The organism is Burkholderia ubonensis (assembly GCF_902833085.1).
GTDB lineage: Bacteria > Pseudomonadota > Gammaproteobacteria > Burkholderiales > Burkholderiaceae > Burkholderia > Burkholderia ubonensis.
In genome coordinates, this window is record NZ_CADFEB010000007.1 from 244,831 (window position 1) to 261,323 (window position 16,493).

The following is a 16,493-nucleotide window of genomic DNA, read 5'->3' on the forward strand; positions in this document are numbered from 1 at the left end:
ATGAAAACGTTGATTCGTCCGCTGATCGTGATCTTCGTCGTGCTGACCGCGGTGACGGGGCTTGCCTATCCGGCCGTGATGACCGTGTTCGGCCAGGCCGTGTTCCCGTCGCAGGCGAACGGCAGCCTGATCGAGCAGGACGGCAAGGTGGTCGGCTCCGCGCTGATCGGCCAGCCGTTCGACGCGCCGAAGTACTTCTGGGGCCGCCTGTCGGCGACCACGCCGATGCCGTACAACGCGAGCGGCTCGGGCGGCTCGAACCTCGGCCCGCTGAACCCGTCGCTCGCCGACCAGGTGAAGGCGCGCATCGCCGCGCTGCGCGACGCGGGCACCGACCTGTCGAAGCCGGTGCCGGTCGACCTCGTGACCGCGTCCGCAAGCGGCCTCGATCCGGACATCACGCCGGCCGCGGCCGCCTACCAGATCGAGCGCGTCGCGAAGGCGCGCAACCTGTCGCCCGACGCAGTCGCGCATCTGGTCGCCGTGAACACGACCGGGCGCCAGTTCGGCGTGCTCGGCGAGCCGCGCGTGAACGTGCTGAAGCTGAACCTCGCGCTGGACGCGGCGCAGGCCGCGCACTGAGCACTTCGCTTATCCGGCGTCCGGCGCGGCCCGACCCGCGCCGGACGCGCGTTTGCCCGACGGCGCTTGCGCCGTCTTTGCCTTTTATGACGATTTGGATCAACAATGCTCGTACACGCGCGAATCGCGCGTTTCGTTCCTCTGACGCATGAACCGCCCCGATCCCGACCAACTTCTCGACAAGCTGCAGCGTGACGAAGAAAAGCAGCGGCGCGGCCAGCTCAAGATCTTCTTCGGCGCCTCCGCGGGCGTCGGCAAGACCTACGCGATGCTGCAGGCCGCGCGCCAGCGCAAGCAGGAAGGCGTCGACGTCGTCGTCGGCATCGTCGAGACCCACGGCCGCAGCGAAACCGCCGCGCTGCTCGACGGCCTCGACGTGCTGCCGCTCGCGAAGCTCGACTACCGCGGCCGCGCGCTCGCCGAATTCGATCTCGACGCCGCGCTCGCGCGCAAGCCCGAACTGATCCTCGTCGACGAGCTCGCCCATTCGAACGTGCAGGGCGCGCGCCACCTGAAGCGCTGGCAGGACGTCTACGAGTTGCTCGACGCGGGCATCGACGTCTACACGACCGTCAACGTCCAGCATCTCGAGAGCCTGAACGACGTGGTCGGCGCGATCACCGGCATCCGCGTGTGGGAGACCGTGCCCGACCGCGTGTTCGACGCGGCCGACGAGGTGACGCTCGTCGACCTGCCCGCCGAGGAGCTGCTCGCGCGGATGCGCGACGGCAAGGTCTATCTCGCGCAGCAGGCCGAGCGCGCGGTGCGCAACTTCTTCCGCAAGGGCAACCTGATCGCGCTGCGCGAGCTGGCGCTGCGGCGCACGGCCGACCGCGTCGACGCGCAGATGCGCGAGTACCGCGCCGACCGCTCGATCCAGCGCATCTGGCAGGCGCGCGAGCGGCTCCTGGTGTGCGTCGGGCCGGGGCCCGAGGCGCCGACGCTGGTGCGCGCGGCCGCGCGGCTCGCCGCGAGCCTGAAGGCCGACTGGATCGCCGTCTACGTCGAGACGCCGCGGCTGCAGCGCCTGCCCGACGCGCAGCGCGAGCGCACGCTGAACGCGCTGAAGCTCGCCGCCGAGCTGGGCGCGGAGACGGCCACGCTCGCCGGCGGCGACGCGGTCGCCGCGCTGATCGGCTATGCGAAGGTGCGCAACGTGTCGAAGGTCGTCGCGGGCGGCTCGCGCAAGACCGGGCTCGCGCGCTGGTTCGTGCGGCCGTTCGGCGAGAAGCTCGCGGAGCGCGCGGGCGACGTCGACCTGATGCTGATCCGCGCGTCCGCGAGCGACGAGGTGCGCGCGGCCCCCCTCGACGCGCGCGCGCGCGACTGGCGCGACGCGTTCGCGCGCCTCGGCGGCCACCGCTCGCCGCCGCGGCACTATGCGTACGCGGCCGCGATCTGCGCGGCGATCACGATGGTCGCGACCGCCGTATCCGAGCGGCTCGACCTGACCAACCTCGTGATGCTGTACCTGCTGGGCGTCGTGTTCTCGGCGGTGCGCCTCGGGCGCGGGCCGGGGGTGCTGCAGTCGTTCCTGTCGGTGGCCGCGTTCGACTTCTTCTTCGTGCCGCCGCGCATGTCGTTCTCGGTCAGCGACACGCAGTACCTGCTGACGTTCTTCGGGATGCTGCTGACGTCGCTCGTGATCAGCCACCTGACGTCGACGCTGACCCGCGAGGCGAGCATCGCGCAACGGCGCGAGCGCCGCACGGGCGCGATCTATGCGATGGCGCGCGAGCTGGCGGCGGCGCTGACGACCGAGCAGATCGTCGAGATCGGCAGCCGGCACGTGAGCGAGGTGTTCCGCGCGCGCGTCGCGATCCTGCTGCCGGACAGCGCCGACAAGGTGCAGCAGAAGATCGAGGAGCCGGACGCGGCCGTCACGCTGACGGGCTCCGATCTCGACAACGACGTCGGCCAGTGGGTGTACGACCAGCAGAAGCCGGCCGGCCACGGCACCGACACGCTGCCCGCGACGGCCGCGCTGTACCTGCCGCTGAAGGCGCCGATGCGCACGCGCGGCGTGCTCGCGATCGTGTCGACGGACCCGCGCGAGCTCGAGGAGCCCGAGCAGCAGCGGATGCTCGACGCTTTCGCCGCGCAGATCGCGCTCGCGATCGAGCGCGTGCATTACGTCGAGATCGCGCGCGACGCGCTCGTCAGCATGGAGTCGGAGCGGCTGCGCAACTCGCTGCTGTCGGCGATCTCGCACGACCTGCGCACGCCGCTCACGACGATCGTCGGCTTCTCGTCGATGCTCGCGAACGCGCGCGCGGCCGCGCCGCGCGGCGACGCCACGGCCGCGCCGCGGCACGGGCCGCGCGAGGACGAGCTCGTCGAGGCGATCCACGACGAGGCGCTGCGGATGACGGGCATCGTCACGAACCTGCTCGACATGGCGCGGCTGCAGGCCGGCAGCCTGCAGCTGAAGCGCCAGTGGTCGCTGCTCGAGGAGACCGTCGGCGCGGCGCTCGCCGCGTGCCGGCGCGTGCTCGCGCGGCATCCGGCGCGCGTCGCGCTGCCGGCGGACCTGCCGCTCCTGCAGATGGACGCGGTGCTGATGGAGCGCCTCTTCACCAACCTGTTCGAGAACGCCGCGAAATACACGCCGGCCGACACGCCGCTCGAGATCGGCGCCCAGCGCGTGACCGAGGACGGCCTGCCGTTCGTGCGCGTGCACGTCGACGATCACGGCCCGGGCCTGCCGCCGGGCATGGAAACGCGGATCTTCGACAAGTTCACGCGCGGCGAGAAGGAATCGGCGACGCCGGGCATCGGCCTCGGGCTCGCGATCTGCCGCGCGATCGTCGAGGCGCACGGCGGTAGAATCGGCGCGCTCAACCGCATCGGGCCCGACGGCTGCGTGACGGGCGCGCGCTTCTGGTTCACGCTGCCGGTCGACACGCCGCCGGCGGCGCCCGCCGTGTCCGACGACGAAGCCGACGCACTGCACGCGCTGCCGTTCGCGCCGTCATCATCCGAACCTCCGCAAGACCATGAGTGAACCGAGCCTGACCGTCGTCCTGATCGAGGACGAAAAACAGATCCGCCGTTTCGTGCGCGCCGCGCTCGAGGAGGAGGACATCGCCGTGTTCGAGGCCGAGACCGGCAAGCAGGGGCTGATCGACGCGGCGACCCGCAAGCCCGATCTCGTGATCGTCGACCTCGGCCTGCCGGACACCGACGGCCTCGACGTGATCCGCGAGCTGCGCGGCTGGTCCGAGGTGCCGGTGATCGTGCTGTCCGCGCGCACGCAGGAGGAGGAGAAGGTCGCCGCGCTCGACGCCGGCGCGGACGACTACCTGACCAAGCCGTTCGGCGTGTCCGAGCTGCGCGCGCGGATTCGCGCGCAGCTGCGGCGCCGCAACCAGGGCGGCGCGAACGAGTCGCCGAAGGTGAGCTTCGGCGCGGTGAGCGTCGATCTCGCGATGCGGCAGGTCTGGCGCGACGGCGAGATCGTGCACCTGACGCCGCTCGAATACCGGCTGCTCGCGACGCTCGTGCGCCACGCGGGCCGCGTGCTGACGCACCGCCAGCTGCTGCGCGACGTGTGGGGGCCGTCGCACGTCGAAAGCCATCACTACCTGCGCATCTACATGGCGCACCTGCGCCAGAAGCTCGAGCGCGACCCGGCGCAACCCGAATACATCGTCACCGAGACGGGCGTCGGCTACCGGCTGGTCGGCGCGGCCTGAGCGCCGCGTCGTGCCGCCGCCCTCGCTTGCCGGCGCGCGGGCCGCGTGAACCGGCCCCGAAGTCGCACACCGGCAGCCGATTCCCCGCTATGCTGGCCGTTGCGCAAACCGAACGAGGAGCATGCGATGACCGTCCGTCTGGCTTTCTCCTGTGTGCTGGCCCTCGCCGCATCCGGCGCAGCCGCGCAACCGCTGCCGCCCGGGCAGCCCGGGCAGCCCGCGCCGAAGACCGCGCTGGCCAATCCGGCGTCGGCGAACTGCGTGAAGCTCGGCGGGCGCCATGCGGTCCGCAACACGCCGGGCGGCGACGTCGGCATCTGCGTGTTCAAGGACGGCCGCGTGTGCGAGGAATGGGCGCTGTACCGCGACGATCGCTGCGTCGGCGCCGGCGCGCCGAAACGCGTGTCGAAGTGAGCGTGCCGCGCCGTCGCATCCACCAGCCGCTTGCTATACTCGGCGCCGCCCGGGGACGACCCCGGGCCGTTCGATTCAACGGGGACGACCCCATCCGATCCATGGAGTCGCGTCGAGATGGCGTGGGTATTGTTGTTGATCGCCGGTTTGCTGGAAGTGGCCTGGGCGGCCGGCATGAAATCGTCGGAAGGGTTCACCCGGCTCGGACCGTCGGTGTTTACGATCATCACCGCGCTGGCCAGCTTCGGGCTGCTCGCGGTTGCGATGCGCCAGCTGCCGCTCGGCACCGCGTACGCGGTGTGGACCGGCATCGGCGCGGTCGGCGCGTTCGTGTTCGGCATCGTGATGATGGGCGAGGCGCTGACCGTCGCCCGCGTCGCGAGCGCGTCGCTGATCGTCGCCGGCTTGATCGGCCTCAAGCTTTCGTCGGCCGCCTGAGGTTTTTCCTCATGGGGATTTGCGCCGGACGCGCGGCGAGGCTGTCTATAATGGAACGCATTCGAGCCTGATTGCCGTTGCGTCGCGCGCCGGGCGCGACACGGCATGCCGCCGGCGCCACGCGCCGCGCGGCCGGCCACATCCAGAATCGATCGGCGACGCGCATGTCACGCGCAAGGAGAGGGCCATGATCGAAGCCATTTCGCTCGGCGCGGGGCTGGCGTGGGCGAGCGGCCTGCGCCTGTACCTGACGGTGCTGATCGCGGGCGTGCTGGCGCGCGCCGGCTGGCTCCACTTGCCCGATACGCTTGCCGTCCTCACGTCGCCATGGGTGATCGGCGCCGCGGCGCTGCTCGCGATCACCGAATTCCTTGCCGACAAGATTCCCGCGTTCGATTCGCTGTGGGACGCGGTGCACACCTTCATCCGCATCCCGGCCGGCGCCGTGCTCGCGGCCGGCGCGCTCGGCCATGCCGACCCGACCGTGCTCGCGGTCGCCGGGCTCGCGGGCGGCTCGCTCGCCGGCGCCGCGCACATCACGAAGGCCGGCACGCGCGCGCTGATCAACCTGTCTCCCGAGCCGATCTCGAACTGGATCGCGTCGTCGACCGAAGACGGCCTCGTGTTCGGCGGGCTCGCGCTCGCGTTCTTCGCGCCGCTGCTGTTCCTCGTGCTGCTCGCGGCCTTCATCGCGTGCTCGGCGTGGGCGCTGCCGCGCCTGTGGCGCGGCGTGTCGGGCGGCTTCCGGGGCATGGCGAACCACATGGTGTCGCGGCTCAATTCGGCCGGGAAGCGCGATTGAAGGGGCGGCCATCCGTGGGGAGGCCATCCGGTGGGCGCGATGACGCGGCCGGCGCGGCGCATGCCGGGCGATTCGGCCGGCGCGACCTGATCCGGCAGGCCGTCCGCATGACCGCGCGCGACTGGCGCGCGGGCGAGCTGACGCTGCTCGTGCTCGCGCTGGTGCTGGCGGTCGCCGCGCTGACGAGCGTCGGCTTCCTCGCCGACCGGCTGCGCCAGGGGCTCGAGCGCGATGCGCGCCAGATGCTCGGCGCCGATTTCGTCGTGCGCGGCGATCGTCCGGTCGACTCCTCGTTCGACCGGCAGGCCCGCTCGCTCGGGCTGCGCACCGCGACCACGGCCATCTTTCCCAGCATGATCGGCTCGACCGTCGGCGAGGCGACCGGCGACGCGCCGCCCGCGCGGCTCGCAGCCGTGAAGGCGGTGTCGCCGGACTACCCGCTGCGCGGCGCGGTCGAGATCGCGCCGGCCGGGGGCGCGCCCGCGCGCAAGGCGGCCGCGATTCCCTCGCCCGGCACGGTCTGGGCCGATCCCGCGCTGCTCGACGCGCTGCACCTGAAGGCCGGCGACACCGTGCGCGTCGGGCTGCGCACGTTCACGGTCGCGGCGTCGATCGTCCGCGAACTCGATCGCGGCTTCTCGTTCGTCAATTTCTCGCCGCGGCTGATGATGCGCGCCGACGAGCTGGCCGCGACCGGGCTGACCGGCTACGGCAGCCGGGTCACCTATCGCCTGCTGGTGGCGGGCGATGCCGATGCGGTCGCGCGCTTCGAGGCGTACGCGCACCTGCGCGTCGACGGCGGCAGGTTGCGCGGCGTCGGCCTCGAATCGCTGCAGGAAGGGCAGCCGCAGGTGCGCCAGACGCTCGACCGCGCCCGCCATTTCCTGACGCTCGTCGCGCTCCTGACCGCGCTGCTCGCGGCGGTCGCGATCGCGATGGCCGCGCAGCGCTACATGCGGCGCCATCTCGACGGCTGCGCGACGATGCGCTGCCTCGGCGTCAGCCGCCGCACGCTCGGCGCGCTGTTCGCGCTCGAATTTCTCGGCATCGGCATCGTGGGCGGTGTGGCGGGCGCGGTGCTCGGCTACGGCGGCCACTGGATGCTGCTCGCGTCGCTCGGCAGCCTGATCGACGTCGTGCTGCCGCCGCCGACGCCGTGGCCGGCCGCCATCGGCATCGGCGCGGCGCTGGTGCTGCTGCTCGGCTTCGCGCTGCCGCCGCTCGCGCCGCTCACGCGCGTACCGCCGGTGCGCGTGTTGCGGCGCGAATGGGGCGACGCGGCACGCATCGCGTGGGCGGCGTATGCGGTCGGCATCGTGCTGTTCGCCGGGCTGCTGATCGCCGCCGCGGGCACCCTGAAGCTCGGGCTGATCGTCGCGGGCGGGTTCGCCGGCGCGCTGGTCGGTTTCGCGCTGATCGCGAGGCTCGTGCTGTTCGCGGCCGTGCGCGCGGTGCGCAACGGGCGCGTCGCGGCGGGCCTCGGCTGGCGCTACGCGCTCGCGTCGCTGCACCGGCGCGGCACCGCGAGCTCGCTGCAGATCACCGCGCTCGCGCTCGGCCTGATGTGCCTGCTGCTGATCGCGATCACGCGCAACGACCTGGTCGCCGGCTGGCGGCAGTCGACGCCGCCCGACGCGCCGAACCAGTTCCTGATCGATATCCAGCCGGACCAGCGCGCCGACGTCGCCGCGTATCTCGCCGCGCACGGCGTGCGCGATGCGGCGCCCGCGCCGATGGTGCGCGGCCGTCTTGTCGCGATCAACGGCAAGCCGGTGAATCCGGACGCCTACCAGAACGACGACGCGCGCCGGCTCGTCGACCGCGAGTTCAACCTGTCGTATACGACCGAGCTGCCGCCCGACAACCGGATCACGGCCGGCGACTGGTTCGGTACGGCGACGACGCCGCAGATCTCGATCGAAGCCGGCCTCGCGCAGATGCTGAACGTGAAGCCCGGCGACGTGCTGCGCTTCGACGTGACGGGCCTGCCGGTCGAGGCGCCGGTCACGAGCGTGCGCAAGCTCGACTGGGGCACGTTCCGCGTCAACTTCTTCGTGCTGATGCCGCCCGCGACGCTCAAGGACTATCCGGCGATCTACCTGACGAGCTTCCACCTGCCGGCCGCGCGCGCGTCGCTGCTCGATCCGCTGATCGCGCGCTACCCGAACCTGACCGCGATCGACGTCGCGCCGATCCTCGCGCAGCTGCAGCGCATGATGGTGCAGGTGATCGGCGCGGTGCAGTTCCTGTTCGTGTTCACGCTCGCGGCCGGCGTGCTGGTGCTCTATACGGCGCTCGCCGGCTCGCGCGACGAGCGGGTGAGGGAGGCGGCGCTGTTGCGCGCGCTCGGCGCGTCGCGTGCGCAGGTGGGCGCGGTGCAGCGCGCCGAATTCATCGTCGTCGGCGCGCTGGCCGGCACGCTGGCGGCGGCGGGCGCGATCGGCGTCGGCTGGGTGCTCGCGGCGCGCGTGTTCGATTTCCGCCTCGCGGTCGATCCGTGGCTCGTGCCGGCCGGCATCGCGGCCGGCGTCGCGTGCGCGGGTGCGGCCGGCTGGCTGAGCCTGCATAATGTGCTGCGGCGCCCCGCGCTGCAGTCGCTGCGCGACGCATGAGCGTCGCCGGCAGTCCCGAATACCCGATTTCCGATTGATTCGTATGACCGATGTGAATGACGACGCGCCGTCGCAACCGACGGCGTTCGAACTCGTGGGCGGCGAAGGCCGCGTGCGCGAGATGGTGGACCGCTTCTACGACCTGATGGACCTCGAGCCGGAATTCGCGCAGATCCGCGCGTTGCACCCGGCGTCGCTCGACGGCTCCCGCGACCGGCTGTTCTGGTTCCTGTGCGGCTGGCTCGGCGGGCCCGATCACTACATCAGCCGCTTCGGCCACCCGCGCCTGCGCGCGCGGCACCTGCCGTTCCCGATCGCGTCGGTCGAGCGCGACCAGTGGCTGCGCTGCATGGCCTGGGCGATGGAGGACGTCGGCCTGCCCGAGCCGCTGCGCGAGCGGCTGATGCACTCGTTCTACGACACCGCCGACTGGATGCGCAACCGGCCCGGTTGATCGGCCGGTACGCCGTCGCCCGGCTGCCGCCCGGAGTGCGTCTGGGCGGCGGCCGCGCCGCGCGTGACAATGGTCGTTCCCCATTCACGACGAGACCTGCCAGATGACGACCCATGCCCTGTTTCGGGAAGATGCGTACCTGATGCGCTGCGACGCGATCGTCACGGCGGTCGGCGAAGACGGCATCCAGCTCGACCGCACGGTGTTCTATCCGCTTGGCGGCGGCCAGGCGGGCGACTGCGGCATGCTGACGCTGCCGGACGGCGCATCGATCGCGATCGCCGACACGCGCAAGGCAAAATTCGACGGCGCGACGCCCGACGACGCCGCGCACGTGCCGGTGCCGGGGCAGGAGGCGGGCATCGCGGCGCTCGCGCCCGGCGCGCGCGTGGTCGCCGAAATCGACTGGGCGCGCCGCTACCGGCACATGCGGCTGCACACGGCCGCGCACCTGATGTGCGCGGTGCTGCCGTATCCGGTCGACGGCTGCAGCGTGACGGCCGATTACGTGCGGCTCGACTTCGCGACGGCCGAGCCGATCGACCGCGACGACGTCGAGCGCCGGCTGGCCGTATTGATCGGCGGCGCGCATCCGGTCACGACCGAATGGATCACCGACGACGAGATGGCCGCGCGGCCCGAACTCGTGCGCACGATGAGCGTGAAGCCGCCGATGGGCCTCGGCCGCGTGCGGCTGCTGCGGATCGACGGCGTCGACCTGCAGCCGTGCGGCGGCACGCACGTGCGCAACACGTCGGAGATCGGCGGCCTGAGGGTCGCGAAACTCGAAAAGAAGAGCGCGCGCACGCGGCGCGTCGTCCTGGAGCTTGCATGACGGTGAATGGCGTGAACGACACGCACGACGACGAGGCGGCGCTCGATCCGCGCGCCCGCGACGTGCTGGATTTCTGGTTCGGCGCGCCCGGCTCGGCGGAATTCGGCCACCCGCGCAAGATCTGGTTCAACGGCGGCGCGGCGCTCGATGCCGTGCTGCGAGAGCGCTACGGCGCGCTGCTCGACGCGGCGTGCGACGGCGCCTGCGACCATTGGGCCGTGTCGCCGCTCGGCGCGCTCGCGCTGATCGTCGTGCTCGACCAGTTCTCGCGCAACGTTCATCGCGGCACGCCGCGTGCGTTCGCCGCGGACCCGAAGGCGCTCGCGGTCGCACGCAGGCTGGTCGCCGCGGGGTGGGATGCCGGCCTGCCGAGCGGCCATCACCGCGCATTTGCCTATCTGCCGTTCGAGCACGACGAGTCGCCGGACAGCCAGCGCGAGGCCGTGCGGCTGTGCGAGGGGATCAGGGAGGAGGCGGGATGCGCCGGGTATCACGATTTCGCGCTGGCGCATGCTGACGTGATCGCGCGCTTCGGCCGGTTCCCGCACCGGAACGCGATTCTCGGGCGCGCGTCGACCGCGGAGGAGGCCGCGTTCCTGCGCGAGCCGGGGTCGTCGTTCTGAGTGGTGGGCGGCGGGCGTGCCGGTTGAAGGCGCGGCGCGCCTTCAACCACCGTCATTGCGGGTGCTGCTCCGGCGTGCGCACGTAGACGCGCAGCATCTCGTTGTCGTCGCCCGGCCGGGCGCCCGTCCAGAACAGCTTCCATTCGCTGCCCGGCGACGGATCGACTGCACGCACGCCCTGGACGATCATCCACGTGCAGCGCGTCGCCGCCGGGTCGGAGACGGGCCGGTGCAGGATGCCGGAGAAGTAGTAGAGCATCGGCGCTTCCGACTCGCCGAGCCCGTTCAGGCTCGCCATGCAGTCGCCGTCGTTCCATTCGAGCGCGAGGTGCGCGTTCAGGTCTTCGTACACCGAACGGTAGCTTTTCGCGACATCGAGCCACGGCAGCAGCAGCGTATAGACGAGGCCCCACGCGACGATCGCGCCCGACGCCCACGACAGTGCGCCGCGCCAGCGGCCCATCGTGCGCAGCGTCGGCAGCAGCCAGAGCCAGCCGACCGTCAGCGCGAGCGCGCCGAGCACGAGGCCCGGTTCGATCGGCATCGTCCAGTCGAGCGGCAGCCAGCGGCCGAGCGGCGCGAGGCGTTCGCGCGACGCGGCCGGATCGGCCATCACCGACCAGATCGTCCATGCGAGCACCGCGATGCTGCCGAACAGCGCGCGGCTCAGGTAATCCCACGCGACGTGCAGCTTTTGCGGCAGGCGGTCGATCGCCTGCGCGGCGACCAGCGCGAGCGGCGCGAAGAACGGCAGGATGTAGAGCTGGCGCGACGTCGCGGACACTTCCAGCACCGTCAGCCCGACGCCGGCGAACACGACCGGCAGCGCGATGCGCGGCGCGCGCCAGTCGCGCCATGCGCCGCGTGCGAACGCGACGATCGCGAGCGGCGTGACCGGGATGCCGACGGTCAGGAACGCGCGCAGGATGAACAGCGGCTTGTCGTTTTCCGCGCCGAGCTGCGGCACCGAGAAGCCGAAGAAGCGGCCGACGTTGTTGTCCCAGAACCAGGTGAGGAAGAGCGTCTCGGAGCGCAGGAACAGCGCGGTCGGCCAGATGCTCGCGAACGGCGCGAACACCAGCGCGGCGATGCCGAGCGCGCGCGCGAACGCGCGGGTGCGGCATTCGGGATAGAGCGCCAGCACGGCGGTCAGCGTGGCGCCGAACACCAGCGGCACGAACAGCCCCTTCGCCATCAGCGCGACGCCGACGCCCGCGCCGAACATCGGGGCGGCCCAGCGGTTGCCGGGCCCGACCGGCAGGCCGAGCTGCGCGTGCCGCGCGCGGGCGAGGTGCTGCATCACGAGTTCAAGCAGGCCGCAAAACGCGATTGCCGTGCCGGCGAACAACGCGACGTCCGTCATCATGTCATGCACGTGCTTGACGACGACGAGGCTGCTCGCGCACAGCGCGACGGGCCCGATCACCTTCAGGTCGAACCAGCTGGCCGCGCCGCTCGCGACGCGCGCCGCGCGCGCGGTGAAGCCGAACGCGAGCGCTGCGAACAGCGCGCTCGCGAGCCGTGCCGCGTCGTGCAGCGGCAGCACGCGCTGCAGCAGCCATGCGAGGCTCGTTGCGACCCATGCGTAGAGCGGCGGCTTTTCCATGAACGGCGCGCCGGCATTGGTCGGCACGACGAGGTCGCCGGTCTCGAGCATGTGCTGGATGATGCCGAACGTGTAGGTTTCGTCCTGCTTCCACGGATCATGGCCGAGCACGCCGGGCAGCATGTACGCGCAGAACACGGCGGCAACCAGCAGCCACGCGCGCCAGCCGACCCGTGCGACATGGCTGCGCGCGGGCGCCGTCGCGGCGGATGCGCGGCCGACGTGGACGGGGCCGGAGAGGTCGGTTTCGGCGGATGAGAGGACGTGCTGAGCCGAGGCGGGCACGGACGTGCGCCGCCGGCTGGATGCTGCGGATCCCTGCATGGAAAAATCTCTGGTCGAGCCGCCCGGCGGCATGGGCCCGGGGCAATGGAGGCCGCGCGTCGGCGGCGACGGACAGGCGGCGCCGCCGGCTGTCGAATTGCCTGCTAGTAGACCACGAAATTGTTACGGATGTTTACACAATCTGTTGCGGAATTGTGGAGTTTTGTAGCGATGTAAGGCGCGGCAAGGGGGAAGGGGAGGGTGCGACATTCGGTCGCAGCGGCGGGCTATCGGCCGCCGCCGACGTCGAGGAGGGCGCCGGTCGTATACGACGCGGCATCGCCGAGCAGCCAGACGATCGCCTCGGCGACCTCCTGCGGTTCGCCTGCGCGGCCGAGCGGCGTCTGCGCGCCGAGGCGGCCGGCGCGGCCCGGCTGGCCGCCGCTCGCGTGGATCTCGGTTTCGATCAGACCCGGCCGCACGGCGTTCACGCGCACGCCGTGCGGCCCGAGTTCCTTCGCGAGGCCGATCGTCAGCGCATCGACCGCGCCCTTCGACCCCGCATAGTCGACGTATTCGTTCGGCGAGCCGAGCCGGGCCGCGATCGACGACACGTTGACGATCGCGCCGCCGCGGCCGCCGCGATCGGTCGACAGCCTGCGCGCGGCCTCGCGCGCGCACAGATACGCGCCGAGCACGTTGGTGTCGAACACCCGCTTCAGCCGTTCGACCGGCATGTCGGCGAGCGGCAGCGAAGGCGCGACGATGCCGGCGTTGTTGACGAGCCCGTCGAGCCGGCCGAGCGTCGCGACGACGGTGTCGAACATCGCGACGACGTCCGCTTCGCTCGATACGTCGCCGGCCACGACGCACGCGCGGCCGCCCGCGTCGCGCACGGCGGCCGCGGTCGCGTCGGCCGCCGCCGCGTCGCGCGCATAGTTGATGCCGACGTCCCAGCCGCGCGCCGCCGCGAGCACGGCGCATGCGCGGCCGATGCCGCGGCTCGCGCCGGTGATCAGGACGACTTTGCGTTCGGACGGTTCGGTCATCGCACGCGGCTCCACGTCATTCGGTTTCGTCGGGCGCCCACTTGTCGCGCGTGGGCGGCCGGTAGCCGCGCAGCTGCCCGATCAGCGCGGCCGGATCGGCGTCGATGCACAGCGTGTCGAAATAGGCGGGCCGCATGAAGCCTTCGTCGACCGTATGCCGGAGCAGCGCGATCAGCGGATCGTAGAACGCGTCGATGTTGTAGAGCGCGACGGGCTTGCGGTGATAGCCGAGCTGCGCCCACGTGTAGACCTCGAAGAATTCCTCTAGCGTGCCGGCGCCGCCGGGCATCGCGACGAACCCGTCGGCGAGGTCGGCCATCATCTTCTTGCGGTGATGCATGTCCGGCACCACGTGCAGCTCCGACAGGCCGGTGTGGCCGACTTCCTTGTCGACGAGCAGCTCGGGGATTACGCCGACCGCGCGGCCGCCGGCCGCCATCACTTCGTCGGCGATCGTGCCCATCAGCCCGACGCGGCCGCCGCCGTAGACGAGCGTGAGGCCGGCATCGACGAGCGCGCGGCCGAACGCGCGCGCGGCTTCCGCATAGACGGGCCGCACGCCGGGCGACGACCCGCAGTACACGCATACGGCCTTCATTGCTTCGCGTCCTTGACGAGGGCCGGCCCGCCGGCGCGCGGCGAACCGTCGCGCGGCGGCAGGTAGTCGGCGAATTCGCGCTTGGGCAGCTTGCCGGACACGAGATCGTCGAACAGCTGCCGCGAGCGGCCGCGCAGGTACGGCGCCATCACGGAGATCACGTGCATGCTGACCTGGTGCAGCTCCTCGCGGATCGCGTCCTGGTCGTTGTACTTGCGCGGGTGCATCACGTACTGGTACGACAGCCAGTAGGTCGAGATCACGGCCATGTTGGTCGCGATCACCGCGATCTCGGCGGGCGTCGCGACCATCTCGGCATCCGACACGAGCAGTTCGCACATCTCGCGCGCGAAGCGCACCTTGTGGCTGATGATCTGCTTGAAGTGCGTCTCCAGCGTGCGGTTGCGCGCGAGCAGGTCGTTGAGGTCGCGATACAAAAAACGGTAGGTCCACATGAAGTCGGCCATGTACTGCAGGTACGACCATGTTTCGTCGATCGTCGGACGGTGATCTTCGGGGAAGCGCAGGCGCTTTTCGATCGCCTGCTCGAACTGCGCGAAGATGCTGTTGATGATGTCGTCCTTGTTGCGGAAATGGTAGTAGAGGTTGCCTGGGCTGATTTCCATTTCCTCGGCGATCGTCGTGGTGGTGACGTTCGGTTCGCCGATCTCGTTGAAGAGTTTCAACGACAGCTCGAGAATCCGTTCGCGGGTGCGGCGGGGAGGTTTCGCTTCCATGTCGTCCGGCCCTGTGTATGCCGGACTGGCGGGCGCTGCAATCGATGCTGCGTGAATCGTCCGGCGCGGGTTACTGTTCTATGTCTGGCGGACGATTATAAACCGGGGTTTCGCCGGTCCGGTGCATTTCGTGATCCGGAGGGTCTGCGCGGCGTTGTTGCGCCGCGGCACTGCTGCGCGCCGGCCGCTAGAAGCCGAGCCAGCGCGCGACGACCGGGCCGAGCACGAAGCCCCACGTCGTCACGCACGCGAACAGCGCAACCGTGACGGCCGCGCTGCCGAGGTCCTTCGCGCGCTTCGACAGTTCGTGGCGCTCGAGCGAGATGCGGTCGATCGCCGCTTCGACGCTCGAGTTCAGCAGCTCGACGATCAGCACCAGCAGCACCGACGCGATCAGGAGCGCGCGCGATGCGGCGGGCACCGGCGCGAATGCGCCGATGGGCAGCATCAGCGCGGCGAGCGTCAGCTCCTGGCGGAACGCGCTTTCCTCGCGGATCGCGACCCGGAAACCGTTCAGCGAATGCTTGAGCGCGTACCACGCGCGCGTGAGGCCGCGGTTGCGCTTGTACGGATTCGGCGGCAGCGGCGCGAGCGGATCGTCGGTGCCGAGCGGTTCGTGCGCTGCCGCGTCGGCATGCGGCTCGCCGCCCGACGGATCGCCGCCCGACGGTTCATCCTCGTCGAACGGCCGGTGCCGTTGCGGTGGCGCGGGCGGTGGGGGAATCTGGTCGTGCGGGTCTCGTTTCAAACTGCAGCACCTTCGGTGGTCGTGTATACGTCCTTCGGCAGCGGTTTCAGATGCGACGCGAACTGCTCGGACGCGGCGCGCCACGAGAAGCGCTCCGCCCACTCGCGGGCGGTCGCGCGCTCGATCTTCAGCGCTTCGAGGCAGGCTTCCTGCAGGTCCTCGTGCATCGCGCCCGCGTTGCCGCCGCCGAGCACGTCGATCGGGCCGGTGACCGGGTAGGCCGCGACCGGCGTGCCGCATGCGAGCGCCTCGAGCAGCACGAGCCCGAAGGTGTCGGTGCGGCTCGGGAACACGAACACGTCCGCGGCCGCGTAGACCTTCGCGAGCTCGGCCTGCGACAGCACGCCGAGGTAGTTCGCCTCCGGATAGCGCGACTTCAGTTCCGCGAGCGCAGGGCCTTCGCCCGCGACCCACTTCGAGCCGGGCAGGTCGAGCCGCAGGAACGCTTCGACGTTCTTCTCGATCGCGACGCGGCCGACGTACAGGAAGATCGGCCGGGCGGTGTTGAGGACCTTGGACTCCATGGGCCGGAAGATATCGAGATCCACGCCGCGTGTCCACAGGACGACGTTCGTGAAGCCGTACTGCTCGAGGTCGTGCTTGACGACCGGCGTCGGCGCCATCACCGCGAGCGACGGCGCGTGGAACCAGTGCAGGAAGCGGTAGGTCGCGGCCAGCGGGATGCCGAAGCGCGCCTGCACGTATTCCGGGAAGCGCGTGTGATACGCGGTCGTGAACGGCAGCTTGCGCGCGCGCGCATAGCGGCGCGCGGCGAGGCCGAGCGGCCCCTCGGTCGCGATGTGCAGCGCGTCGGGCGCGAACGCGTCGATCCGCGCGCGCAGCTTGCGGTACGGCAGGATCGACAGGCGGATTTCCGGATAGGTCGGGCAGGGCACCGTGCGGAATTCGAGCGGCGTCAGCAGTTCGACGCGGTGGCCGAGGGCCGTGAGTTCGCGGGACGTGCTCTTCAGCGTGCGCACGACGCCGTTGACCTGCGGTTCCCACGCGTCGGTGACGATCATGATCTTCATCGCGG

The 16,493-nt window shown here is 71.0% G+C and carries 16 protein-coding genes; 10 read left to right on the forward strand and 6 right to left on the reverse strand.

What is annotated here, in order from left to right; genetic code table 11:
- The 10 genes from kdpC (at window position 1) to HWX31_RS21020 (ending at window position 10,455) form a co-directional block, all read left to right on the forward strand.
- The gene (gene kdpC / locus HWX31_RS20975) at window positions 1-582 is read left to right on the forward strand and encodes a potassium-transporting ATPase subunit KdpC (RefSeq protein WP_174964898.1); all 582 of its coding nucleotides are present in this window, start codon (window positions 1-3) and stop codon (window positions 580-582) included.
- 148 nt (window positions 583-730) lie between these two features.
- Window positions 731-3,586, forward strand: a complete 2,856-nt coding sequence (locus HWX31_RS20980; RefSeq protein WP_174964900.1) for a sensor histidine kinase — start codon at window positions 731-733, stop codon at window positions 3,584-3,586.
- A complete protein-coding gene (kdpE, locus tag HWX31_RS20985; protein ID WP_059613032.1) occupies window positions 3,579-4,277 on the forward strand; it encodes a two-component system response regulator KdpE in 699 nt (232 codons plus the stop codon). The genes HWX31_RS20980 and kdpE overlap by 8 nt, the downstream gene beginning before the upstream one ends.
- A gap of 126 nt (window positions 4,278-4,403) precedes the next feature.
- The gene (locus HWX31_RS20990; RefSeq protein ID WP_174964902.1) at window positions 4,404-4,691 is read left to right on the forward strand and encodes a putative hemolysin; all 288 of its coding nucleotides are present in this window, start codon (window positions 4,404-4,406) and stop codon (window positions 4,689-4,691) included.
- A 117-nt stretch (window positions 4,692-4,808) separates the two neighbouring features.
- Window positions 4,809-5,129: a quaternary ammonium compound efflux SMR transporter SugE gene (gene sugE / locus HWX31_RS20995; protein ID WP_174964904.1), complete on the forward strand. Its 321-nt coding sequence runs from the start codon at window positions 4,809-4,811 to the stop codon at window positions 5,127-5,129.
- Window positions 5,130-5,316: 187 nt separating this feature from the next.
- A complete protein-coding gene (locus HWX31_RS21000) occupies window positions 5,317-5,931 on the forward strand; it encodes a DUF4126 domain-containing protein (protein WP_174964906.1) in 615 nt (204 codons plus the stop codon).
- Window positions 5,932-6,038: 107 nt separating this feature from the next.
- Window positions 6,039-8,543 (forward strand): ABC transporter permease, encoded by a 2,505-nt coding sequence (locus HWX31_RS21005; RefSeq protein WP_244143793.1) that lies wholly within the window; start codon window positions 6,039-6,041, stop codon window positions 8,541-8,543.
- A 43-nt stretch (window positions 8,544-8,586) separates the two neighbouring features.
- A complete protein-coding gene (locus HWX31_RS21010) occupies window positions 8,587-8,997 on the forward strand; it encodes a group II truncated hemoglobin (protein ID WP_042585938.1) in 411 nt (136 codons plus the stop codon).
- Between the two features lie 103 nt (window positions 8,998-9,100).
- Complete coding sequence (locus HWX31_RS21015) at window positions 9,101-9,832, forward strand: alanyl-tRNA editing protein (RefSeq protein ID WP_174964909.1); 732 nt, start codon at window positions 9,101-9,103, stop codon at window positions 9,830-9,832.
- Window positions 9,829-10,455 carry a DUF924 family protein gene (locus HWX31_RS21020; RefSeq protein WP_174964911.1) on the forward strand — a complete coding sequence of 209 codons (627 nt, stop codon included), beginning with the start codon at window positions 9,829-9,831 and terminating at the stop codon, window positions 10,453-10,455. Before HWX31_RS21015 ends, HWX31_RS21020 begins: the two co-directional genes overlap by 4 nt.
- 52 nt (window positions 10,456-10,507) lie before the next feature.
- Here the strand turns inward: HWX31_RS21020 and HWX31_RS21025 are convergent, their stop codons facing one another.
- From HWX31_RS21025 to HWX31_RS21050, 6 genes are all read right to left on the reverse strand, one after another.
- Window positions 10,508-12,385: an ArnT family glycosyltransferase gene (locus HWX31_RS21025; protein WP_174964913.1), complete on the reverse strand. Its 1,878-nt coding sequence runs from the start codon at window positions 12,383-12,385 to the stop codon at window positions 10,508-10,510.
- 227 nt (window positions 12,386-12,612) lie between these two features.
- The gene (locus tag HWX31_RS21030) at window positions 12,613-13,374 is read right to left on the reverse strand and encodes an SDR family oxidoreductase (RefSeq protein WP_059613122.1); all 762 of its coding nucleotides are present in this window, start codon (window positions 13,372-13,374) and stop codon (window positions 12,613-12,615) included.
- Window positions 13,375-13,390: 16 nt separating this feature from the next.
- Window positions 13,391-13,972 (reverse strand): LOG family protein, encoded by a 582-nt coding sequence (locus tag HWX31_RS21035; RefSeq protein WP_174964915.1) that lies wholly within the window; start codon window positions 13,970-13,972, stop codon window positions 13,391-13,393.
- Window positions 13,969-14,709 carry a TetR/AcrR family transcriptional regulator gene (locus HWX31_RS21040; protein WP_174964917.1) on the reverse strand — a complete coding sequence of 247 codons (741 nt, stop codon included), beginning with the start codon at window positions 14,707-14,709 and terminating at the stop codon, window positions 13,969-13,971. The genes HWX31_RS21035 and HWX31_RS21040 overlap by 4 nt, the downstream gene beginning before the upstream one ends.
- Before the next feature lie 187 nt (window positions 14,710-14,896).
- Complete coding sequence (locus HWX31_RS21045; protein ID WP_060004985.1) at window positions 14,897-15,457, reverse strand: diacylglycerol kinase; 561 nt, start codon at window positions 15,455-15,457, stop codon at window positions 14,897-14,899.
- A complete protein-coding gene (locus HWX31_RS21050) occupies window positions 15,454-16,488 on the reverse strand; it encodes a glycosyltransferase family 4 protein (RefSeq protein WP_174964919.1) in 1,035 nt (344 codons plus the stop codon). The genes HWX31_RS21045 and HWX31_RS21050 overlap by 4 nt, the downstream gene beginning before the upstream one ends.
- Between the last annotated feature and the right edge of the window lie 5 nt (window positions 16,489-16,493).